The sequence below is a fragment of the Sulfitobacter delicatus genome (assembly GCF_900102535.1).
GTDB lineage: Bacteria > Pseudomonadota > Alphaproteobacteria > Rhodobacterales > Rhodobacteraceae > Sulfitobacter > Sulfitobacter delicatus.
This window is the reverse complement of sequence record NZ_FNBP01000001.1, coordinates 471,540-494,580: the sequence shown is the minus strand read 5'-3', so window position 1 is coordinate 494,580 and position 23,041 is coordinate 471,540. Positions and strand designations below refer to the sequence as shown.

20 protein-coding genes are annotated in these 23,041 nt (G+C 60.1%); 15 read left to right on the top strand and 5 right to left on the bottom strand.

What is annotated here, in order from left to right:
* Positions 1-25 precede the first annotated feature (25 nt).
* Both hrcA and BLS57_RS02500 read left to right on the top strand, forming a co-directional pair.
* Positions 26-1,060, top strand: coding sequence for a heat-inducible transcriptional repressor HrcA (gene hrcA, locus BLS57_RS02505; RefSeq protein WP_244153579.1), 1,035 nt, complete (start codon positions 26-28; stop codon positions 1,058-1,060).
* A gap of 9 nt (positions 1,061-1,069) precedes the next feature.
* Positions 1,070-1,633, top strand: coding sequence for a nucleotide exchange factor GrpE (locus BLS57_RS02500; RefSeq protein ID WP_007118398.1), 564 nt, complete (start codon positions 1,070-1,072; stop codon positions 1,631-1,633).
* 31 nt (positions 1,634-1,664) lie between these two features.
* Here the strand turns inward: BLS57_RS02500 and mutS are convergent, their stop codons facing one another.
* Complete coding sequence (gene mutS, locus BLS57_RS02495) at positions 1,665-4,286, bottom strand: DNA mismatch repair protein MutS (RefSeq protein WP_093738828.1); 2,622 nt, start codon at positions 4,284-4,286, stop codon at positions 1,665-1,667.
* 194 nt (positions 4,287-4,480) lie between these two features.
* Here mutS and BLS57_RS02490 point away from each other — a divergent pair, with 194 nt between their 5' ends.
* Together BLS57_RS02490 and BLS57_RS02485 are read left to right on the top strand one after the other, a co-directional pair.
* A complete protein-coding gene (locus BLS57_RS02490) occupies positions 4,481-6,739 on the top strand; it encodes an NADP-dependent malic enzyme (RefSeq protein ID WP_093738826.1) in 2,259 nt (752 codons plus the stop codon).
* The gene (locus tag BLS57_RS02485) at positions 6,739-7,614 is read left to right on the top strand and encodes a ribokinase (RefSeq protein ID WP_093738824.1); all 876 of its coding nucleotides are present in this window, start codon (positions 6,739-6,741) and stop codon (positions 7,612-7,614) included. The genes BLS57_RS02490 and BLS57_RS02485 overlap by 1 nt, the downstream gene beginning before the upstream one ends.
* A gap of 16 nt (positions 7,615-7,630) precedes the next feature.
* On the opposite strand, the gene msrA is transcribed toward BLS57_RS02485, so the two are convergent.
* On the bottom strand, positions 7,631-8,296 hold the full coding sequence (msrA, locus tag BLS57_RS02480) for a peptide-methionine (S)-S-oxide reductase MsrA (RefSeq protein ID WP_093738822.1): 666 nt from the start codon (positions 8,294-8,296) through the stop codon (positions 7,631-7,633).
* Between the two features lie 154 nt (positions 8,297-8,450).
* On the opposite strand from msrA, the gene BLS57_RS02475 reads away from it, so the two are divergent.
* Positions 8,451-9,146: a sulfotransferase-like domain-containing protein gene (locus BLS57_RS02475; RefSeq protein ID WP_093738820.1), complete on the top strand. Its 696-nt coding sequence runs from the start codon at positions 8,451-8,453 to the stop codon at positions 9,144-9,146.
* Positions 9,147-9,216: 70 nt separating this feature from the next.
* Positions 9,217-9,630 (top strand): DUF7282 domain-containing protein, encoded by a 414-nt coding sequence (locus BLS57_RS02470; protein ID WP_093738818.1) that lies wholly within the window; start codon positions 9,217-9,219, stop codon positions 9,628-9,630.
* Between the two features lie 142 nt (positions 9,631-9,772).
* On the opposite strand, the gene BLS57_RS02465 is transcribed toward BLS57_RS02470, so the two are convergent.
* A complete protein-coding gene (locus BLS57_RS02465) occupies positions 9,773-10,999 on the bottom strand; it encodes an argininosuccinate synthase (RefSeq protein WP_093738816.1) in 1,227 nt (408 codons plus the stop codon).
* A 124-nt stretch (positions 11,000-11,123) separates the two neighbouring features.
* On the opposite strand from BLS57_RS02465, the gene ilvA reads away from it, so the two are divergent.
* Positions 11,124-12,356 (top strand): threonine ammonia-lyase IlvA, encoded by a 1,233-nt coding sequence (gene ilvA, locus BLS57_RS02460; protein ID WP_093738814.1) that lies wholly within the window; start codon positions 11,124-11,126, stop codon positions 12,354-12,356.
* A 5-nt stretch (positions 12,357-12,361) separates the two neighbouring features.
* On the opposite strand, the gene BLS57_RS02455 is transcribed toward ilvA, so the two are convergent.
* Positions 12,362-12,700, bottom strand: coding sequence for an Hpt domain-containing protein (locus BLS57_RS02455; RefSeq protein WP_093738812.1), 339 nt, complete (start codon positions 12,698-12,700; stop codon positions 12,362-12,364).
* Between the two features lie 121 nt (positions 12,701-12,821).
* On the opposite strand from BLS57_RS02455, the gene BLS57_RS02450 reads away from it, so the two are divergent.
* Positions 12,822-14,087 (top strand): PP2C family protein-serine/threonine phosphatase, encoded by a 1,266-nt coding sequence (locus BLS57_RS02450; RefSeq protein WP_093738810.1) that lies wholly within the window; start codon positions 12,822-12,824, stop codon positions 14,085-14,087.
* Here BLS57_RS02450 and BLS57_RS02445 read toward each other — a convergent pair.
* A complete protein-coding gene (locus BLS57_RS02445; protein WP_093738808.1) occupies positions 14,084-14,521 on the bottom strand; it encodes an NUDIX domain-containing protein in 438 nt (145 codons plus the stop codon). The genes BLS57_RS02450 and BLS57_RS02445 overlap by 4 nt on opposite strands.
* 76 nt (positions 14,522-14,597) lie before the next feature.
* On the opposite strand from BLS57_RS02445, the gene hslO reads away from it, so the two are divergent.
* From hslO to BLS57_RS02410, 7 genes are all read left to right on the top strand, one after another.
* Complete coding sequence (gene hslO, locus BLS57_RS02440; protein WP_093738806.1) at positions 14,598-15,572, top strand: Hsp33 family molecular chaperone HslO; 975 nt, start codon at positions 14,598-14,600, stop codon at positions 15,570-15,572.
* 1 nt (position 15,573) lies between these two features.
* Positions 15,574-16,170, top strand: a complete 597-nt coding sequence (locus tag BLS57_RS02435) for a CoA pyrophosphatase (RefSeq protein WP_093738804.1) — start codon at positions 15,574-15,576, stop codon at positions 16,168-16,170.
* Entirely contained in the window at positions 16,167-17,324 is a 1,158-nt protein-coding gene (locus tag BLS57_RS02430; RefSeq protein ID WP_093738802.1) for a CCA tRNA nucleotidyltransferase, read from the top strand. The genes BLS57_RS02435 and BLS57_RS02430 overlap by 4 nt, the downstream gene beginning before the upstream one ends.
* Before the next feature lie 168 nt (positions 17,325-17,492).
* Positions 17,493-19,331, top strand: a complete 1,839-nt coding sequence (locus BLS57_RS02425) for an ABC transporter ATP-binding protein (protein ID WP_093738800.1) — start codon at positions 17,493-17,495, stop codon at positions 19,329-19,331.
* Positions 19,328-21,160, top strand: coding sequence for an ABC transporter ATP-binding protein (locus BLS57_RS02420; protein ID WP_093738798.1), 1,833 nt, complete (start codon positions 19,328-19,330; stop codon positions 21,158-21,160). Before BLS57_RS02425 ends, BLS57_RS02420 begins: the two co-directional genes overlap by 4 nt.
* A gap of 37 nt (positions 21,161-21,197) precedes the next feature.
* On the top strand, positions 21,198-22,421 hold the full coding sequence (locus BLS57_RS02415) for a class I SAM-dependent RNA methyltransferase (RefSeq protein WP_093738796.1): 1,224 nt from the start codon (positions 21,198-21,200) through the stop codon (positions 22,419-22,421).
* Between the two features lie 100 nt (positions 22,422-22,521).
* On the top strand, positions 22,522-23,019 hold the full coding sequence (locus tag BLS57_RS02410; protein ID WP_093738794.1) for a L,D-transpeptidase family protein: 498 nt from the start codon (positions 22,522-22,524) through the stop codon (positions 23,017-23,019).
* The last annotated feature ends 22 nt before the right edge of the window (positions 23,020-23,041 follow it).

The following is a 23,041-nucleotide window of genomic DNA, read 5'->3' as shown; positions in this document are numbered from 1 at the left end:
AAACACGCCTGAATTGCTAAAAGACATGAACGATAGATCCCGCGAAGTCTTTCGCCGGGTGGTCGAAGGCTATCTGGAAAGCGGCGATCCCGTGGGGTCGCGAACCTTGACGCGGGATTTCAGTGAGAAGGTCTCTGCCGCGACGATCCGCAACGTGATGCAGGACTTGGAGTATATGGGTCTGCTCGACAGCCCGCATGTCTCTGCCGGGCGTATTCCGACGCAGATGGGGCTGCGCATGTTCGTCGATGGCATGATCGAAATTGGCGATCCGACGGAATTGGATCGCGAGAAGATCGATGCGACTCTTGGCAATAACTCTGCGGATGTCGGCGGGTTGCTGGACCGGATTGGCTCGGCCTTGTCAGGGGTGACACATGGCGCGTCGTTGGTGCTGACGCCCAAGCATGAAGCGCCGATCAAACATATCGAATTTGTCTCTTTATCGCCGGATCGTGCGCTGGTGGTGCTGGTGTTCTCTGACGGTCATGTCGAAAACCGTCTCTTTACCCCGCCACCCGGCCAGACCCCAAGCTCAATGCGTGAAGCGGCGAATTTCCTGAATGCCTTTGTCGAAGGCAAGACGATTAGTGAGTTGCAGCGCAGCATCAAACAGGAGATCGCCAGGCGGCGTCAGGAGATTGATGTGCTGGCCCAACAACTCGTCGAAAGCGGCGCGGTGCTTTGGGACGGTGAGGGCGAGCAGTCCGAACGTCTGATTGTGCGCGGTCGCTCGAATCTGCTGGGTGGTGATGGCGAAGCCGAGGATCTCGAGCGCATTCGCAGTCTGTTTGACGATCTCGAGCGCAAGCGGGACATTGCCGAATTCCTCGAATTGGCCGAAGATGGCGACGGTGTGCGCATTTTTATCGGCTCAGAAAACAAACTTTTCTCACTTTCGGGTTCCTCTCTGGTCGTTTCCCCTTATATGAACGCTGATCGTAAGGTGATCGGGGCCGTGGGTGTCATTGGCCCGACACGCTTAAATTATGGACGTATCGTGCCGATCGTGAATTACACGGCACAACTGGTGGGAAAGCTAATTTCCGACCGGAACTAGAGGTGGAACATGGCAGAGCCGAAAGAAAACGACTTTTTGGACGAGATCGACAGCGCCGAAGCTGAAGAATACGCTGAAGACATGGCCGAGATCGACGAAGAGGCGCTGGCGGTCGAAGAACTGCGCGCCGAGCGTGACCAGTACCGCGACCGTTTCATGCGCGCGCTGGCCGATGCCGAGAACGCGCGCAAGCGGTCTGATAAGGATCGACGCGAGGCTGAAAACTACGGCGGCTCCAAGCTCGCCCGCGACATGCTGCCGGTTTACGACAACATGAAGCGTGCGCTGGAAACCACCACGGACGAGCAGCGCGAAGCTCTCGGTCCTTTGTTGGAAGGTATCCAGCTGACCATGCGTGAGCTGCTCAGCGTCTTCAAAAAGCACGGCATCGAAGTGATCGCGCCCGAAGTGGGTGACAAGTTCGATCCCAAGCATCACGAAGCGATGTTCGAAGCCCCGGTGCCCGGCACCGTTGCGGGCGAGATCATTCAGGTCGCCGCCGAGGGCTTCATGCTGCACGACCGTCTGCTGCGCCCGGCGCAGGTTGGGGTGTCTTCGACCCCGGCGAGCTAAGCGCGCATTCAGTTAGATTTGGAAGAGGCGGTCAGGATTTGGCCGCCTCTTTTAGTTTGTAGATCAGTTCCAGCGCTTCGCGGGGGGAAAGTTCATCGGGAATGATCTCTTTGAGCTTTTCTTCTACGGCCGAAGTTTTCGCAGGCCTCGGCTGCGGAGCAGGGCTGACGGCGAAAAGCGGCAAATCGTCGATCAGGGTTTTCTGCGTCGCTCCGCCTTCACGCTCGCCTTTTTCCAAGGCTTCCAGCACAACACGCGCACGGGCAATCACAGGGGCCGGCAGCCCCGCCAATTGGGCAACTTGTACGCCATAGGAGCGATCCGCAGCGCCCTTGCGCACTTCGTGCAGGAAGACGACATCGCCCTCCCACTCCTTAACCGCCACAGTCGCATTATCGACCCCCGGCAGCTTGCCCGCCAGCGCCGTCATCTCGTGATAATGCGTGGCAAAGAGCGCCCGCGCGCGGTTCACGTCGTGCAGATGTTCCAGCGTGGCCCATGCGATTGAAAGGCCGTCATAAGTTGCCGTGCCGCGCCCGATCTCATCCAAGATCACCAGTGCCCGGTCGTCGGCTTGGTTCAGGATCGCAGCGGTCTCGACCATTTCGACCATGAAGGTCGAGCGGCCCCGCGCCAGATCGTCCGACGCGCCGACGCGGCTGAAGAGTTGGCTTACGATGCCGATATGCGCAGAAGTGGCAGGGACAAAACTGCCCATCTGCGCCATCAGCGCGATGATCGCATTCTGCCGCAGGAAGGTCGATTTACCCGCCATGTTCGGGCCGGTTAGGAGCCAGATGTTGGCACCGTCATCTTCGGCCCCAAGGTTGCAGTCATTGGCGATGAAGGGTTCACCTGACTGCTGCGCCAGCGCGCGTTCCACCACCGGATGCCGCCCGCCTTCAATCTCGAAAGCGCGGCTCATGTCCACGCGGGGGCGGATCCAGTTTTCGCTGCGGGCGAGGTCGGCAAGACCTGTGGCAAGGTCGATTTCGGCCAGCCCGGAAGAGGCCTGCCCGATCTCCGCCGCATGGTCAAGGATCGCGCCGCGCAGGCTTTCATAGAGGCGTTTTTCAATCTCCTGCGCGTGATTGCCCGCGTTGAGGATTTTCGTCTCCAACTCGGACAATTCGACCGTGGTAAAGCGCACTTGGTTGGCGGTGGTCTGACGGTGGATAAAGGTGTCTGACAGAGGCGGGGACAGCATCTTTTCCGCATGGGTGGCGGTGCATTCGACAAAGTAGCCCAAGACGTTGTTGTGCTTGATCTTTAGGGCCGAAATGCCCGTATCAGTGACGAATTGCTGCTGCATCCCGGCAATCACGCTGCGCCCCTCATCGCGCAGCTCGCGGGCCGCGTCGAGGTCTTCGTCATAGCCCGGCGCGATGAAGCCTCCATCGCGCACCATGAGGGGCGGTTCAGCAACAAGCGCGTTGTCTAATAGGTCAATGAGTTCGCCATGGCCTTGCAGCCCCTCGGCGGCTTCGCGCAGCAGATCGGGCAGATCATGCTGTGCTAGGGACTGATGCAGGGCCTCGGCTTCGATCAACCCGTTGCGAATGCCCGCAAGGTCACGCGGACCACCCCGGTCTAGCGAGAGCCGCGAGAGCGCACGGTCGAGGTCTGGCACATTGCGCAGCCGGGTACGGATGTCCTGCGCGATGCGGGCGTTTTCATAGGCAAAGCTCACCGCGTCAGCGCGGGCCTTGACCACATCGACCACCCGCGATGGGCTGGAGATGCGCCGCTCCAACAGGCGGGCCCCGCCAGCGGTGGCGGTGTTGTCCATGATTGACAGAAGCGAGCCGGTGCGGCCTCCGTTGAGCGAGTGGGTCAGTTCCAGATTGCGCCGGGTGGCGGCATCGATCTGGACGGTGCGGGCTTCGGCTTCTTTCTGCGGCGGGCGCAGCAGGGGCAGGTTGCCGCGCTGTGTGATCGTGAGGTATTCAATTACCGCACCCATGGCCGAAACCTCGGCGCGGGTGAAGCTGCCGAAGGCCTCCAACGTGGCAATATCAAACAGGTCGCAGATTCGTTTCTCGGCGCTGGTACTGTCGAAGGCAGAGCGTGCCAGACCCGTCAGTGCGATGCCGAAATCAGAGACGACTTCGTGCAATTCAGTCTCTTTTGCCTCGGAAACGATCAGCTCCGATGGCGACAACCGCGCCAGTTCCGGCCCCAGCCGCACCTGCGCCAGCGGCATCACATGGAACGCCCCGGTCGAGATATCGACCCAAGCCATCGCGCAGGCGTCCCGCACCTCGGCGAAGGCGGCGAGGTAGTTATGTCGGCGCGCTTCCAGCAGGGACTCTTCGGTCAGCGTGCCGGGCGTCACCAGCCGCACCACATCGCGTTTCACCACCGATTTATAGCCGCGCTTCTTGGCCTCGGCAGGGCTTTCCATTTGCTCGCAAACAGCGACGCGAAAGCCCTTGCGGATCAGCGTCAGCAGATAGCCTTCGGCAGCATGCACCGGCACGCCGCACATGGCGATGTCCTTGCCCTGATGCTTGCCGCGTTTGGTGAGCGCAATGTCCAGCGCCTCGGCCGCGGCGACGGCATCATCGAAAAACATCTCGTAAAAATCGCCCATGCGGTAGAACAGCAGCGCATCCGCGTGGTCCGCTTTAAGCTCAAGATATTGCGCCATCATCGGCGTGACTTTTTCTGTCTGCACGGCTGCCCCCTATTGCAGCGCGGACCCTACAAAACCCCCCGAAGCAGGGAAAGGGGGTGCGGGCGTGATGGGCGGTCTTTGTCGTGCAAAATTGCCGTGACGCGGGGCTTGCGTTGTACAGGCCTGCGTTCGTGGCTAGAAAGATTTCAAAGCAAGAGAAGGGCCATGTCGTGACGAGAAAGAACCGTATCACCTCCGAAGAGGCGCTTGCCTTTCACCTAGAGCCGACGCCCGGCAAGTTTGAGATCAGTGCCACGGTGCCGATGACCACCCAGCGGGACCTGAGCTTGGCCTATTCGCCCGGTGTCGCAGTCCCCTGCGAAGCCATCGCGGAGAACCCCGAGACAGCTTATGATTACACCAACAAGGGCAATCTGGTTGCCGTGATCTCGAACGGGACGGCGGTGCTGGGACTGGGGAACTTGGGCGCGCTGGCGTCCAAGCCGGTGATGGAGGGCAAGGCGGTGCTGTTTAAGCGCTTTGCGGATGTGAACTCTATCGACATCGAGCTTGATACCGAGGACACCGAGGCCTTTATCAGCGCTTGCAAGCTGATGGGGCCGACCTTTGGCGGCATTAACCTCGAAGACATCAAGGCCCCGGAATGTTTCATCATTGAGCAGCGTCTGAAGGAAGAGATGGACATCCCCGTCTTCCACGACGACCAGCATGGCACAGCGGTGATCTGTGCCGCCGGTTTGATCAACGCGTTGCATCTGTCGGGCAAGAAGATCGAAGACGTGCGTATTGTGCTCAACGGCGCGGGAGCGGCGGGGATCGCCTGTCTAGAGCTGCTGAAATCGATGGGGGCGCGGCATGACAATTGCATCATGTGCGACACCAAAGGCGTGATTTACCAAGGCCGCACCGAGGGCATGAACCAATGGAAATCGGCTCATGCCGCCAATACCGAGATGCGCACGCTCGAAGAGGCGATGAAGGGCGCGGATGTCTTCCTTGGCGTCTCTGTCAAAGGCGCCGTGACGCCCGACATGGTGGCATCTATGGCCGACAATCCGGTGATCTTTGCCATGGCCAACCCGGACCCGGAGATCACCCCCGAAGAGGCGCATGAGGTTCGGATGGACGCCATCGTCGCCACCGGGCGCAGCGATTATCCCAATCAGGTCAACAATGTGCTGGGCTTTCCCTATCTCTTCCGCGGGGCGCTAGATATTCACGCGCGGGCCATCAACGACGAAATGAAGATCGCCTGTGCCCATGCCTTGGCGCAATTGGCCCGCGAGGATGTGCCGGATGAAGTCGCGCTGGCCTATGGCAAGACGCTGACGTTCGGGCGCGATTACATCATCCCGACACCTTTTGATCCGCGTCTGATCCACCGCATTCCCCCCGCTGTTGCCAAGGCCGGCATGGACACCGGTGCCGCCCGGCGTCCGATCATCGACATGGACGCCTATGAGGTCGGTCTGAAATCGCGGATGGATCCCACGGCCAGCATTCTGCGCGGCATCAATGCGCGGGCGCGGGCGAACCAAGCGCGGATGATCTTTGCCGAAGGCGACGATCCCAAAGTGTTGCGCGCGGCGGTCATGTACCAGCGTGCCGGGTTGGGCAAGGCGCTGGTGGTGGGTCGCGAGGACGATGTACGTGCCAAGCTGGTAGAAGCGGGCATGGAAGACGCGGTGCGCGAGTTGGAGGTGGTAAACGCCGCCAATACGCCGCATTTGACGACCTATAAAGAGTTCCTTTACGGGCGTTTGCAGCGCAAAGGGTTCGATACTAAGGACATTCACCGTCTTGCCTCTCGCGACCGCCATGTCTTTGCATCTCTGATGCTGGCGCATGGTCATGGTGACGGGTTGGTGACGGGGGCGACGCGCAAATCGGCGCATGTGTTGGAACGTTTGAACCACGTCTTCGACGCCAATGCCGAAGCGGGCGCGGCGGGGATCACGGCGTTGCTGCACAAAGGGCGCATCGTCTTTATTGCCGATACGCTTGTGCATGAATGGCCAGACGAGAATGACCTGGCAAATATCGCTGAAAGCGGCGCCCGCGTGGCGCGGCACATGGGGCTGGAGCCTCGGGTGGCTTTCGTAAGTTTCTCGACCTTCGGCTACCCTGTGTCGGAACGGGCCGAGAAAATGCATTTGGCGCCCGAAGTGCTGGACCAGCGCGGCGTGAACTTTGAGTACGAAGGCGAGATGACCGTCGATGTGGCGCTGAATGCGGCCAGTCAGGCGAACTACCCGTTTTCGCGTCTGACCGGGCCGGCCAATATCCTTGTGGTGCCGGCGCGGCACTCCGCCAGTATCTCGGTGAAGCTCATGCAGGAGATGGCCGGGGCGACGGTGATCGGACCGATCCTGACGGGGCTCGATAAATCGATCCAGATCTGTTCCTCAACTTCGACGGCAAATGACATCCTCAACATGGCCATTCTTGCGGCCTGCAAGGTAGGGTGATGATCTGGAACCTCGGCTCTATCAACGCGGATAACTTCTATTTCGTGTCGCATCTGCCGGGCGCGGGCGAGACCATCGCGGCGCTGGAGTTTCGGCAAGGTTTGGGCGGCAAGGGGGCCAATATGTCGGTCGCCGCCGCGCGGGCCGGGACGCGGGTGATGCATATCGGCGCGCTCGGGGCCGATGGTGGTTGGGCGTTAGAACGGTTGCTAGAGTACGGGGTCGAGACGGCGCATATCACCCTGATGGAAGGCGTGACGGGTCATGCCAATATCGCTATCGACGCCGAGGGCGAGAACAACATCGTGCTGTTTCCGGGCACCAACCATCAGATCACCGAAGAGATGATCGGCGCAGCGCTGAGCGAGGCCTCTTCAGGCGACTGGTTGCTGATGCAGAACGAGACCAATGGGCAGGTTCTAGCTGCACAGACTGCGAAGACGCTCGGGCTTAGGCTCGCTTATGCGGCGGCTCCGTTCAGGGCGGACGCCGTCAAAGCGATTATCAGTCAGATTGATCTGTTGGTTCTGAACGAGGTCGAGGCGGCGCAACTTCGGGCGGCGACCGGGCGGGAACTGCGCCAATTGCCGGTCGATGATATTGTTGTCACGCTGGGGGCCGGAGGCTGTGAATGGGTCTCTAACAAGACCCATCAGATTAAGACCTATTCGGCCTACAAGGTCGATCCAGTGGATACGACGGGGGCCGGTGATACCTTTACCGGTTATCTGGTGGCGGGGCTGGACAGGGGAATGACCATGCCGCAGGCGATTGACCTTGCTCTGCGCGCCGGGGCGCTGATGGTCACGCGGCATGGCACGGCGGATGTGATCCCCGACCTGAAGGAAATCAGGGATCATCGTTTTGGGGGCTAGGCCCTAAGGCTGCGGCTTACTTCACAAAAGGCGCTGCACTGCCCCAGAGTTGCTTGACTCGCGCGTCACGACCACAGCCCTGACGGTAGCGTTTGTATGCTACGGATTTTTTCACACCGAGGCCGACGCTGCTGAACGCTAGGCGTTCGCTGCTTTTGTAGTAGTCTTGGTGATAGTCTTCGGCGGGATAGAAGGGTGCGTCGCCGAGGATCGGGGTCACGACTGTGGTACCGAGCGCGGCCTGCGCGTCGGCCTTGGCCTTTTCAGCGGCAGCTTTTTGGGCAGCGTTCCCAGCAAAGATCGCGGTGCGGTAGCTTTCGCCCCGGTCGCAGAATTGACCGCCTGCATCGGTAGGGTCAATGGAGCGGAAGAAGAGGTTCAGAAGCGTATCGCGGCTGACGACCGAGGGGTCAAATGCGATCTGCACGGCTTCGTAATGGCCGGTATTGCCGCCGGTGACCTGTTTGTAGGTCGGGTTTTCTGTCCGCCCGCCAGCAAACCCCGAAACGGCTTCTTTTACGCCCTTCACGGATTCGAAATCCGCTTCGACGCACCAAAAGCACCCGCCCGCAACGGTCAGCACTTCGGTCTCAGCCGCGGCGACGCTGCGGCTTTGCGCCACGAGGCCTAGCACGATGGCGAGGGAAAGAATGGCGGGTTTAAGATTGGCAAATTGGAACATGATGGTCCTCCTCTGGCATAGTGCTGCCTTCGAGGCGAAGTTAGCGCAAGAGCGTCGCGGGGGAAGTCACGCTGTGGTGAACGTAATTTACCGCTTGGCATGGTTGAGCGATGTTCTTAGCGTCCCGGCCTGAGCGGAAGTAAGGATAAGAAATATGCGCATCGCGATGTGGTCTGGCCCCCGAAATCTGAGCACTGCGATGATGTATAGTTTCGGGGCACGTGCGGATTGCAGCGTGATGGATGAGCCGTTTTATGCGGCATATCTAAAGGCCACAGGGCTTGATCACCCCATGCGCGATGCAGTCTTGGCCGCGCAAGAGCAGGACCCCCAGAAGGTGCCTGAAGGCTTTGCGCCTAGCGGCACGCCGCATCTCTATATGAAGCATATGGCCCAGCATATGATTGCCGGTTTTCCACTAGATTGGGCTGAGGGTTGCGTGAACATCCACCTGATCCGTCATCCTGCAAGGGTGATCGCGAGCTACGCCGAGAAACGCGAGGCGCCGACCTTGGCAGACATTGGTTTTGACAAACAGGTAGCACTCTATGAGCGGCTGGGCGGGCTGGTCGTCGACAGTGCTGATATCCGCGCCAACCCCGAAGGCATGTTGCGGGCGCTTTGCGCGGCGATTGATCTGTCCTTTGACCCGGCCATGCTGCAGTGGCCTGCGGGTCCAAAGCCCGACGATGGTGTCTGGGCGCCGCATTGGTATGGGGCCATTCATAAAAGCACAGGTTTTGCAGGGCCGGAGGGTCCGTTGCCAGAGGTCGAGGGTGCGAACCGCGATGTGCTGGACGCGGCGCTGCCCTATTACGAGCACCTCCATGCGCTGCGTTTGAAAGTTTAATTTCGCATTGGTGAAACTCTTTGTGGGCGACCTGCGTGACTGTGTCAGGTTCAACAGAAGGAAAACCAAGATGAAAATTCTGACAAGCACCGCAATTGCCCTCACTCTTTCCGCGGGCGCAGCCTTTGCCGCTGCCCATGCCACTCCGATGGTCGAAGCCGCCGATCAAGACGTGTCGGGCGGGATCGTTACTGCAGACAAGGTCATGGCAGGTGAAAACGGTTGGCTGGTGGTGCACCGCACCGATGCCGATATGAAGCCCGGCCCCGTCGTTGGCTATGCGCCATTGCGGGCCGGTGAAAATACCGATGTTGCAGCGATCCTGCAGGAAGACGTCGTATCGGGCGATATGCTGATGCTGATGGTCCACGCTGAAGAGGGCGGGACGAAGACCGGCGTGTTCGAATATACTTTGGGCGCCAAGGAAGATGGTCCGATCAAGCCGAACGGTGAATTGGTGATGAAGGTCGTTACCGCTGAGTGATCTGACCTTGTAGATTTGGAAAAGGCCCGGGCGGGAACGTCCGGGCCTTTTGCGTTGAGGGTGGGGCAGGCCGCCGGGGGCGCTGCCCCCGGACCCCCGCGGGTATTTAAGAAAGGATGAAGGAGGGTTTGGTGCCCGTGCTTCAGCCTTTGGTGCGTTTGTCGCGGGCGGCGAGCAGTTTGAGGCGTAGGGCGTTCAATTGGATGAAGCCTGCGGCGTCTTTCTGGTCGTAGGCGCCGGCGTCGTCTTCAAAGGTCACATGGGCCTCGGAGTAGAGGCTGTGATCGGACCAGCGGCCGACGGTGCGGACGTGGCCCTTGTAGAGTTTCAGGCACACGGTGCCGGTGACATGGGTTTGGCTCGCGTCGATGGCGGCTTGCAGCATGGTACGCTCGGGGCTGTACCAGAAGCCGTTGTAGATAAGCTCGGCGTATTTCGGCATCAGCTCGTCCTTAAGGTGCATGGCACCGCGGTCGAGGGTGATGGATTCAATGCCGCGGTGCGCCTCAAGCAGAAGCGTGCCGCCGGGGGTCTCGTAGATGCCGCGGGATTTCATGCCGACGAAACGGCCTTCGACCAGATCGAGGCGGCCGCAGCCGTGTTTGCCGCCAAGCTCGTTGAGTTTGGTGAGGATGGTGGCGGGGGACATCGCCTCGCCGTTGATGCTGACCGCATCGCCGCGCTCGAAGCCGATTTCGACATATTCGGGTGTGTCCGGCGCGTCCTCGGGGTTTACCGTGCGCTGGTAGACATAGTCTGGCGCGTCAACGGCGGGGTCTTCGAGGACTTTGCCTTCGGACGACGTGTGCAGCAGGTTGGCGTCGACCGAGAAGGGGGCTTCGCCGCGTTTGTCTTTGGCGACGGGGATTTGGTGCGCTTCGGCGAATTCCAGCAGTTTGGTGCGGCTCGACAGGTCCCATTCGCGCCAGGGGGCAATGACTTTGATGTCGGGGTTAAGCGCGTAGGCGGCGAGCTCGAAACGGACTTGGTCATTGCCTTTGCCGGTGGCGCCATGGGCGACGGCGTCGGCGCCGGTTTCCTCGGCGATTTCCACAAGGCGTTTGGAGATCAGCGGGCGCGCGATGGAGGTGCCCAGCAGGTAGAGGCCCTCATAGACCGCATTGGCGCGGAACATCGGGAAGACGAAATCGCGGACGAATTCTTCGCGGACGTCTTCGATATAGATGTTCTCGGGCGCGATGCCCATCATCTCGGCTTTCTTGCGGGCCGGTTCGAGCTCTTCGCCTTGGCCGAGGTCGGCGGTGAAGGTTACCACTTCGCAGCCATATTCGGTTTGCAGCCATTTCAGGATGATCGAGGTATCGAGGCCGCCGGAATAGGCAAGCACGACTTTCTTGGGCGCGGACATGACGGAGTTCCTTTCAAGTTCGCCCTGCGAGGTAGCGGTTTTCGCAGGCGTGGGCAAGATTGAAGCCTGCGTTGACCCGCGCCGCTTGCGCGCCTATCGACGTGAGGTAGCAAGGAGAGCACAGATGGCGGATAATTTTGCATCCAAAGCACAGGCCGCAGCGGAGGCGTTGCGGGCGCTGTTTCCAGCCACGCCGCTGTTGCGCAATGAACATCTGTCGGAGCGTTATGGCGCGGATATTTGGCTCAAGCGCGAAGACCTGAGCCCGGTACGCTCTTACAAACTGCGCGGGGCGTTTAATGCGATGCGCAAGGTGATCCCGGCGCAGGATGTCTTTGTCTGCGCTTCGGCGGGGAACCATGCACAGGGGGTGGCCTTTGCGTGCAGCCATTTCGGGGTGCGGGGCGTGATTTTTATGCCGGTCACGACACCGCAGCAGAAGGTGCAGAAGACGCGGATGTTCGGCGGTGAGAATGTCGAAATCCGGCTGGTTGGAGATTATTTTGACGCGACCCTGGCGGCGGCACAGTCGTTTTGTGCATCTGAAGGCGCGCATTTCTTGTCGCCCTTCGACGATGACGATGTGATTGAGGGGCAAGCCTCGGTCGCGGTGGAGATTGAAGCGCAGTTGGGCCGGGTGCCGGATCATGTGATCTTGCCAGTCGGTGGCGGCGGCCTGTCCTCTGGCGTGGTCAGCTATTTCGGTGATGCTTGCGATTATACCTTCGTCGAACCCGCCGGGGCGCCGAGCTTTGCGCGGGCTTTGAAGGCTGGGGTGCCAGTAGATGTGTCACCGGTTGATAGTTTTGTAGACGGTGCCGCCGTGGCGAAGATCGGGGCGCGGACTTTTGCGCGGTTAAGCGGGGTCGATCCGGCGGATGTGGTGCATTTGGCCGAGGACCGGATCTGCGTGACCATCAACGAGATGTTAAATGTCGAGGGGATCGTGTTGGAGCCGGCGGGGGCACTGTCGATCGATGCATTGAGCGAAGTGGCGGACAAAATTGTTGGCAAGACGGTTGTCTGTGTTGCTTCGGGCGGAAATTTCGATTTTGAACGCCTGCCGGAAGTGAAAGAACGTGCGCAGCGCTACTCGGGCGTGAAGAAGTATTTCATTCTGCGCATGCCACAGCGGCCCGGCGCGCTGAAAGAGTTTTTGATGCTGCTGGGGCCGGAAGATGACATTTGCCGGTTCGAGTATCTTAAGAAGTCGGCGCGCAATTTTGGCTCTGTCCTCATCGGGATCGAGACGCGGCGGCCTGAGAATTTCGAACCCTTTTTGCGACAATTGGATGGGTCGGGCTTTACTTATACCGATATCACCAATGACGAGACATTGGCGCAATTCGTTCTGTAGCAGCGCTAGGCGGCTGGTGGGGCGAGCTTTTGCGGAAGGTCTTTCAGAAAGACCTCGCGCGAGTTTGCATAGCAGGTGAGTACATCAGGCAGGTCATCGCTGGCATTGCCCGCAGAGGCTTTCCCTTCGCCCGCTTCGCAGAGCGCGGCAAAGGCATCGAAACCGAGGTTGAGTGCGCTTCCCTTGAGGAAATGGAAGTCCGCTTCGAGCTGGGTGGGATCGGGGTGGTCTTGCAGGCGCGATATGACCTCCTGAACCTCGTCGAGAAAGAGATCGACGACTTCGTCAAAATCCTCTGCGCCGACTTCTTCGCGCAATTCCAATACGCGGTTCCAATCAATCATCTGCCCCTCCGTTCCGGGAGCAGTCTCTGCGTAGAGGTTTAACAAAAGGTTTTTCGGCGCGGTTCACGGCCTGTTAAGCAGCGGGCCGCTAAGGCAGGGGGTCTGTCGGGAACTCTGCTGCATGAAATTGGATCACCCTTGCCTCTCTTCGGCCGCCGCAGCGCCTGCGGTGGCGCCTTTGGTGTTGGTGGTTGATGACAGCCGCTTGCAACTGCGCATTCTGTCCAAATCTCTGGCTCGCTGGGGCTATGAGGTGATGGAGGCAAGCTCGGGCGAGGCGGCGTTGGCGTTATGCGAAGAGCGGATGCCCGAACTGGTGTTGAGCGATTGGATGATGCCCGGCATGTCCGGGCTGGAGTTTTGCAGCGCTTTTCGAGAGCTGTCTGGGGATCAATACGGGTATTTCATTCTACTCACTGCCAAGAGCGACAAGGCCGAAGTCGCCCGGGGGCTGGATGCCGGGGCAGACGATTTCCTAACCAAACCGGTAAGCAACGCGGAACTGCGCGCGCGTATTACGGCAGGCCAGCGTATCTTGGATATGCAGCGCGAGTTGACGCAGAAGAACCGTCTGATTTCCGAGACTTTGGGCGAATTGCAGCGCACGCAGGAGGTGATCGAGAAGGATTTGATCGAGGCAAAGAAGCTGCAACAGTCTTTGATCCGCGAGCGGTATCGCGCGCTGGAAGGGGGCAACCTTTCGATGATGCTACGCTCTGCCGGGCATGTGGGCGGCGATCTTGTGGGCTATTTTCCCGTAAGGCCCGGGCAGCTAGGGCTGTTTGGTTTGGATGTCTCGGGGCATGGCATCAGTTCGGCGCTGATGACGGCGCGGCTCGCAGGTTATCTTTCGGCCACGACCCCGGACCAGAATGTGGCGCTGGCATTGCAGCCGGATGGTTCCTATGCCGCGCGGCCGCCGGGGGAGGTGATAGAGGAACTGAATGAACTCGTCCTCGATGAGATGGATACCGAGCATTATTTCACGCTGATGCTGGCGATAATTGATATAGACAGCGGTGCCGTGACGATTGCGCAGGCCGGGCATCCGCATCCAGCGCTGCTGCGCAGCGACGGAACGGTAGAGCAGAGCGGGACCGGGGGGTTCCCGGTGGGCCTGCTTTCCGGTATCAAATTCGACCAGTTCGAGATGCAGATGTCGCCGGGGGATCGGTTGCTGATGCTGTCAGACGGTGTCACCGAATGTCCCGATGCTGCGGGTGAGATGTTGGGCGAGGTGGGGCTAGCCGATATGTTGGGGGATTTGCGTCGTTTCAGTGGGCCTGCGTTGCTCAGTGCTCTGTTGTGGAAGCTTTCTGAATACGCAGGCAGTCGGGACTTTCCGGATGATGTCTCAGGCATTCTCTTTGAGTATCTAGGCACCTAGCCGAGGTAGCGTTGCAGAAACATCCGGTCGCCGTCGTTTGCAAGCGTCGCCAGTGCTTCGGAGCTGGACAGGACGAGGGTCGCATGGTGCGGCTCGCTTGGTTCGGCTACCTGTCGCACGGGATGCGCGACATAGACGTGGCAGATTTTCTGCGCCCATAGGTCATAGTCTTCCATATAGGTGAAACGCCGAAAGGCACCGAGCCTACGGGGGCGTGCGATCCGCCAGCCGATCTCTTCCAGCACTTCGCGGTGCAGGGCTTGCAGGGGTGATTCACCCTGATCGATCCCGCCGCCGGGCAGTTGCACTTCGGATTGAGACCCCATTTCCAACGTCATCAGAAAGCGCTTCTGTAGCGGCAGGATGGCGTAAACTCCCGGACGGGGTGTATAGGTCTTGTCACGCCGTGGTGGTCGGCCTGTGCGTCGGATCATCTGCTGCCCCTTTTTCCATGGGTTGCCGCCCCTATATAGACGCGGTATGCCAAGCGGCCCCCGATAAGGAAACCCGATGACCCAAGGAACTAAAATCGCCTGGGACGACACCGTTCTGCCCTTCCAACTCGACAATGTCGACATGCGCGGCCGCGTGGCGCGGCTTGATGGCGTGTTGGAAGGTATTTTGAAACAGCACGATTACCCGCCGCAGGTCGAAGCACTGGTCGCCGAGATGGCTTTGCTGACCGCGCTGATCGGTCAGACGATCAAGCTGCGTTGGAAGCTGTCGCTGCAGGTGCAGTCGAAAGGCGCCGTGCGGATGATCGCCACCGATTACTACGGCCCCGAGAAAGATGGCGAGCCGGCCCGTATTCGTGCCTATGCCAGCTATGATGCGGATCGCTTGACAGACGCGGCACCGTTCGAGCAGATTGGCGAAGGCTATTTCGCGATTATGATCGACCAAGGCAAAGGCATGACCCCCTATCAGGGCATCACGCCGCTGGCGGGCGGATCGCTTTCGGCCTGTGCGGAATCCTATTTCGCGCAGTCTGAACAATTGCCAACCCGCTTTTCGCTGAGCTTTGGCAAATCCTCTGGCCCCGATGAGCCGGAGCATTGGCGCGCAGGTGGCATCATGCTGCAGCATATGCCCAAGGCATCGCCGCTGGCGGCTTCGGGCGAAGGTACGGGTGATGTGCTGAAAGCAGATGATCTGGTTGAGGGTGATGAGGCCGAAAACTGGAACCGCGTTAACATCCTGCTCGGCACCGTAGAAGATCTGGAATTGATCGGCCCGAGCGTTCCGCCGACTGATCTATTGCTGCGATTGTTTCACGAGGAACAACCGCGGGTCTATGATGCCCAACCGGTGCGCTTTGGCTGCACCTGTTCCGAAGACCGTGTACGCCAGAGCCTGTCGATCTATTCGGCGCGCGACATTGAGAAGATGACGACGGACGATGGCCGCGTAACCGCCGATTGTCAGTTCTGCGGCGCACATTACGATCTCGACCCCGAGAGCGTCGGCTTCGAGGCCAAGGCATAAGGTGAGCGATCGGTTCCAATCCTTCCGTGCGGCCCTTGCGCAAACGGGGGTGGAATCCTCTGACTTTGACCTGAACCCCGAGGTCACTTTGCCCAAGGGCCGCGCTTTGCGGCCCGCGGGCGTATTGGCCCCGGTGGTCGATACCGGGACGCGGTTGGAACTGATCCTGACAAAACGGTCTTCAGCTTTGAAGCACCATCCGGGGCAGATTGCTTTCCCCGGAGGCAAACAAGATGGCGGCGATGTAGATGTGATCGCCGCCGCCTTGCGCGAAGCCCGCGAAGAGATCGGACTGCCGAGCGAGATTGTGGATGTCTTGGGCGTGCTGCCTGCGCATGAGACCGTGACAGGCTTTAGCGTGACGCCTGTCATAGGCCATGTGACCCGCGACTTTACCGTGGTGCCCGAGCCCGGCGAGGTCGAAGAGGTCTTCCGCGTGCCGCTCGACCATGTGCTGAACCCAAGCAATTACATCGTGCATTCCCGACGTTGGCGCGGCCAGCGGCGGTATTATTACACTGTTCCCTACGGCCCCTATTACATCTGGGGCGCCACCGCGCGTATGTTGCGCGCATGGGCAACTCGCATGAACAAATGATTCCTCCCCAGACACGCTGGCTGACGGACGAAGACGCACAGCGGGTCTGCCGCGTGGTGCAAGAGGGTGGTCATCATATTTATTTTGTCGGCGGCTGTGTACGCGATGCGCTTCTAGGCCTGCCTGACAGCGATGTGGATCTCTCGACAGACGCGCTGCCTGAAACAGTCATGGCGCTGGCCAAGGCCGCCGGGGTCAAGGCTGTGCCGACGGGGATCGACCACGGCACTGTGACACTGGTGTCGGGTGGCAAGCCTTTTGAAATTACGACCTTCCGCCGGGATGTAGAGACGGATGGCCGCCGGGCTGTAGTGGCGTTTTCTACGGATATTGCGGAAGACGCCCGACGCCGCGATTTTACGATGAACGCGCTTTACGCGACGCCAGAGGGTCGCGTGATTGATCCGTTGGGCGGGCTGCCGGATTTGGAGACACGGCGGTTGCGGTTTATCGAAGATGCGGGGCAGCGTATCAGGGAAGATTACCTCCGCACTCTGCGCTACTTTCGTTTCTTGGCTTGGTATGGCGACCCGAGTGAGGGGCCAGACGCCGAAGCGCTGGATGCAATTGCGTCAAATCTTGACGGGTTAGAGACGCTATCGGCCGAGCGTGTAGGACAGGAGTTTAAGAAGCTTCACCGCGCGCCTGATCCCGCACCGGCTTTGGCTTTGATGCGGCAAACCGGGGTGCTGCCTGTACTGTTGCCCGGCAGCGAAGATCGCTGGATTTCTATGTTGGTCCACTTTGAACAGGCGCTGGGCTTGGCCCCAGACTGGCTATGCCGGCTGGCCGCGCTGGGCGGGCAGAGGGCGAGCGACCGCCTGCGGCTCAGCAAGGCGGATGCGAAGTACCTCGCCCTGCTGCATGAGCAGGGTTTTGCGGGACCTCCCTTGCCGGAGTTGGCTTATCGACACGGAGCCGCAGCGGCGCGGGCAGCTGCGCTTTTGCGCGGGTGTTTGGCAGAGGAGATGCCCGAAAAGGCTGTGTTAGAGACGATAGAGATCGCTGCCGCGGCACGTTTTCCGGTGAAAGCAAAAGACCTGATGCCGCGGTTCAGCGGCCCTGAACTGGGGCAGGAACTGGCTCGGCTAGAACAGTTGTGGATCGATTCCGGCTTCGCGCTTACACATGCAGACCTGCTGAACGGGCGCTAGCCCGTCGACAAAACGTTCAATTTCGGCTATGCAAGACGCCTTACCAAGGAGGTGTGCGAAATGTACCGTGGGATCTGGTTCAGCTAAGCTGACATAACCACAGCCCTATTTCGGCTCTGTCAGCGGACGGCGCCGGTCATTTTGCGCGTTTTATTCCAAGGCCTCCTTATGTTTCGTTTTTTCGAGAACCTCGTCGATCCCTATGTGTCTTACCGCGAGAAAGACGACCCGCCGCAGGGGCTCTGGCCCTTCATGCGGGAGTATTCTCAGCCGTTCAAAAAGGTCTTTGCTCTCGCAGGGGTAATGGCGATCGTCGTTGCCGCGATTGAGGTCGGGCTGATCTATTACATGGGCCGTTTGGTCGATCTGCTGGGGAGTGATCCCTCGCAAATGTGGGCGCGCTATGGGACCGAGTTGATCCTCGTCGCCTTGGCCGTCTTGTTCCTGCGGCCCCTGGTACAGGCATTTGACGTCATGTTGCTCAACAACGCGATCTTGCCGAATTTCGGTACGTTGATCCGCTGGCGCGCGCATCGGCAGGTCTTGCGGCAATCGGTCGGTTGGTTCGAGAATGATTTCGCCGGGCGCATCGCTAACCGCATCATGCAAACACCCCCGGCGGCGGGGGAGGTGGTCTTTCAGGTCTTTGACGCAATCTCCTATTCGCTGGCCTATGTGATCGGGGCGGCGATCTTGCTGTCCACCTCGGATATTCGCTTGTTAGTGCCGCTTTTAGGCTGGCTCGTGCTTTATGGCGGGTTGGTGGCTTGGACAGTGAAGCGTGTTGGCCCGGCGTCGAAAGCGGCATCAGATGCGCGTTCGCAGGTGACGGGGCGGGTGGTCGATGCCTATACGAATATCCATTCGGTCAAGATGTTCGCGCATCACGATCTGGAAGTGGATTTCGCCGGCGAAGCTATCGAAGAGGCGCGGCGTACTTTTCAGGGCGAAATGCGCATTTTCACTATTATGGATGTGGTGCTGACCATCCTGAACGGGTTGTTGATCGTTGGCGTGGTCGGCTGGGCTCTTGCGCTTTGGATGGGTGGTGAGGCGACTGTCGGCGTGGTCGCCGCCGCCGCCGCGCTGGCGTTGCGGCTTAATGCCATGACCGGTTGGATCATGTGGGCGCTGTCGAGCTTTTTTCGCGAGTTGGGTGTCGTGGCCGAGGGGATGGAGACCATCGCCCAGCCAATCACATTGACGGACCATCCTGAGGCGCCGCCACTGGCCTTTACCGCGGGCAGGATCGAGATGAAGGGTCTGAACCATCACTACGGACGTGGCAGTGGCGGTGTGCAAGGCGTCGATATTACCGTACAACCGGGCGAGAAGATCGGCCTTGTGGGGCGCTCGGGAGCAGGGAAATCGACCCTCGTGAAGCTGTTGCTAAGGTTCTATGACGCCGAGGCAGGCGAGATCAGGATCGATGGGCAGGACATCACCCGGGTTCGCCAAGATAGTCTGCGGCGGCAAATCGGTGTGGTGCAGCAGGATTCCTCGCTGCTGCATCGTTCGGTGCGCGAAAATATTCTTTATGGTCGGCCCGATGCCAGCGAAGCTGAGATGATCGCGGCGGCGAAGCAGGCGCAGGCGCATGAGTTCATCCTCGACTTGACCGACCCCGAAGGGCGCAGCGGCTATGACGCGCGGGTCGGTGAGCGCGGCGTGAAACTGTCCGGCGGTCAGCGGCAACGGATCACGCTGGCGCGGGTGTTCCTGAAAGACGCGCCGATCCTGCTGTTGGACGAGGCGACCAGCGCGCTGGACAGCGAGGTGGAAGCGGTTATTCAGGAAACGCTCTATGGCATGATGGCGGGCAAGACCGTGATCGCTATCGCGCACCGACTTTCGACCATTGCCGAGATGGATCGAATTCTTGTGTTGGATCAGGGGCGTATTGTCGAAGAGGGCAGCCATGACGCGCTTTTGCGGAAAGGCGGCCTATATGCAGCCTTTTGGCACCGTCAGTCCGGCGGCTTTTTGACATTGGATGATAAGACGTGAGCATTTCCGATTGGATCAACCCCTTCCACCCCGCAGACGGCGCGCCGCCGCAGACGCTGGGGGCCTTTATGCGTTGGTGCTTGGCGGGCGCTTGGCCGGTGCTCTGGCTCGCGGCCATTTTATCAGCAGCGGCAGGCGCGATGGAGGCGGGGACGGCTTGGATCCTGGGCAGGGTCATCGATGCGACGGTGAGCGCGGGACCGGAGCGGTTTTTCGAAGGCAGCAGCCTTGTGCTTGTGCTGGGGGCGGTGGCGTTCTTCCTTGTGGCGCGGCCTGTGCTTTTTGGCCTGTCGTCGGCATCGAACGCGATCATGGTGCAGCCCAATGTGAACCCGTTGGTGCTGTCACGCTTGCACCGTTGGACACTAGGTCAGAACGTCAATTTCTTTGATGACGACTTTGCCGGGCGCATCGCGCAGAAGCAGATGCAGGCGGCGCGGGCGGTGACGGATGTGGCGGCAGAGGTGATCAATGTTGTCGCCTTTGCGCTGGCGTCGCTTGTGGGCTCGGTAGTGTTGCTGCTGGCGATTGACTGGCGCGTGGCGCTTGGGTTTGCGGTCTGGTTGGTGATGTATCTCGCCCTGATCCGCTGGTTCCTGCCGCGCGTGCGCAAACGGGCCGCAGGTCGTGCTGGGGCGCGGGCGATGGTCTCGGGGCAGGTGGTCGATACGATCACCAATATCAAGACGGTGAAGCTCTTTGCCCATGCCGACCATGAGGACCGCGCCGCGCTGAGCGCCATGCAGAGCTTTCGCAGCCGCGCGTTGGAGTTTGGCTATCTCGCCGCCGGTTTCCGGCTGGCCCTGATGAGCCTCGCGGGTCTGTTGCCCGTTCTGTTGCTTGGGGGGACCATTCTGCTCTGGCAGCGGGGGATGGCGAGCGAAGGGGATATCGTTGCCTCTGGCGCAATCGCGATCCGCATCGCGCAGATGACCGGTTGGGTTTCCTTCACGCTGATGGCGATCTATTCCAATATTGGCGAGATTGAGGACGGCATGAACACACTGACCCCGCCGGTTCGGCTCGATGACGGGCCTGAGGCGCGGGAGTTGGTCGTTGACCAAGGCCAGATTGAACTGCGTGACCTCGGTTTTGCTTACGGGCGGCAGGCGGGCGGGATCGAAAAGATTTCGCTGACCATTCGACCGGGCGAGAAGTTGGGGATCGTCGGCGCCTCGGGCGCGGGGAAGTCGACACTCGTGGCGCTGCTCTTGCGGCTCTATGAACCGGAGCAGGGCAAGATCATGATTGATAAGATGAATATTTCCGACGTCACACAGGAAAGCCTGCGCCGCAATATCGGCATGGTCACGCAGGAAACCGCGATGTTCAACCGCTCAGCGCGGGACAACATCCTCTATGGTCGGCCCGATGCAACAGAAGAAGAAGTTATCGCCGCGGCAGAGCGGGCCGAAGCGCATGAGTTTATTCAAGACCTCGAAGACCACAAAGGCCGCCGCGGCTACGACGCGCATTTGGGTGAGCGCGGGGTGAAGCTCTCCGGCGGGCAGCGGCAGAGGATTGCGCTGGCGCGGGCGATCCTGAAGGACGCTCCAATTCTTGTCCTGGACGAGGCGACAAGCGCGCTCGACAGTGAGGTGGAAGCCGCCATTCAGCAGACGCTAGGCCGGGTCATGGAGGGTAAGACCGTGCTCGCCATCGCTCACCGGCTGTCGACCTTGACCGAGATGGACCGTATTCTGGTTCTGGATGCGGGGCGCATTGCAGAACTGGGGAGTCATGACGAATTGTTGAAGCAAGACGGGCTCTATGCGCGCTATTGGCATCGGCAGTCGGGCGGCTTTCTGGATGTCAAAGCGGCGGAATAGGCTTTCGCCGTAGCTTTCTCCGCGCTATGGGCAGGCTATGACAGAACATAAAATCTTGCGTTTGGGCCACCACGGCGACGGCATTGCCGAAGGCCCGATCTTTGCCCCGATGACATTGCCCGGCGAGACCGTAAGCGGCGAGGTCGAAGGCCAGCAATTGCGCGACGTCCGTATCGTGACACCCTCCGAGCAGCGCGTCGCGCCGCCCTGTCGGCATTTCAAATCCTGCGGTGGCTGTCAGCTGCAGCATGCGGCGGATGATTTTGTTGCCGATTGGAAGGTCGATGTCGTGCGCAATGCGCTTGCGGCCCATGGGTTGGAAACAGTGTTTCGCCCGATCCAGACCTCGCCCGCACAGTCCCGTCGCCGCGCCACCTTTGCTGCACGGCGCACTAAGAAAGGCGCGATGGCGGGGTTTCATGGCCGTGCATCGGATGTGCTAATCGAAGTACCGGGCTGTCAGTTGGTTGATCCGACATTGTTGCCGGGACTGAAAGTGGCCGAGGAACTGGCGCTGATCGGGACCAGTCGGAAGGCTGAACTGGCGGTTACCGTGACTCTGTCCGAAGAAGGTCTCGACGTGGCGGTGACCAAGGGCAAAGCTTTGGACGGGCCGCTCCGCCAGCAATTGGCGCAGACTTGTGAAAAGCTCGGATTGGCGCGTTTGACTTGGAACGATGAGGTGATCGCCATGCGCGCGCCGCCCGCACAGCGGTTTGGCAAAGCGCAGGTCACGCCGCCGCCCGGTGCCTTCTTGCAAGCCACGCGTCACGGGGAAGCTTCGCTCTTGGCGGCTGTGAACGAAGCGGTGGGCGATGCGGAAAACATCATCGACCTTTTCGCCGGGGCGGGGACTTTCTCTCTCCCTCTCGCGGAAAAGGCGCGGGTGCATGCCGTCGAAGGCGATGCTGAGATGCTCAAAGCGCTGGAAGGCGGATGGCGCAATGCTTCGGGCCTCAAGCCCGTGACCACTGCCGCGCGCGATCTGTTCCGGCGCCCGCTGCTGCCCGACGAATTGGCCAAGGCCCGGGCCGTCGTACTTGATCCGCCGCGCGCCGGAGCCGAAGCGCAGGTGGCAGAGATCATCCGCGCGCAGGTGCCGCGTCTTGCCTATGTCTCTTGCAACCCCGTCAGCTTTGCCCGCGATGTGCAAAGCTTGGTGGCGGCGGGCTATCGCCTCGAATGGGTGCAGGTTGTTGATCAGTTCCGCTGGTCTTCGCATGTGGAATTGGCGGCCTGTCTGACATTGCCGGAAGCGTGACGCGAATGCCGATGATCACCTCTTTTTGAATGAAATTAACTTTGCTTTATGCTACCGCCAATCAAAAGGCCGGAAAGGCCGGGGCATCGAGGGCACAATAATGAAACGCAGGACGATGATACTTGGCGGCACCGCTCTGGTGGCGCTTGGCGCATGTAGCAGCAGCAAGTTCAAACGCTACAACGGGCCAGAAGTGACCTATGTGGTCGTAAACAAAGGCCAGCGCCGGATGATGCTCCTGCATCACAACCGCGTTTTGGAAGATTACCGGATCAAGCTTGGCTTCGCGCCCGTTGGCCATAAGACGGTGGAAGGTGACGGACGCACGCCCGAAGGGCTCTACCGGATTGACCGTCGCAATCCGAACAGTCGTTTCCACCTGTCCGTAGGTATCGACTATCCAAATGCCCGTGACGTTGAAGTCGCCCGCGCTTTGGGTAAGAGCCCGGGCGGAGATATCTTTATCCACGGGCAACAAGACCCGCGGAAGAAGGAAAAAGGCGATTGGACCTGGGGCTGTATCGCCGTCGATAACGACGAGATCGAAGATATCTATGCGATGGTGCGTGACGGCACGCCGATCCTGATTACGCCTTAGGTTCTCCCGACTCCGGGGTTGG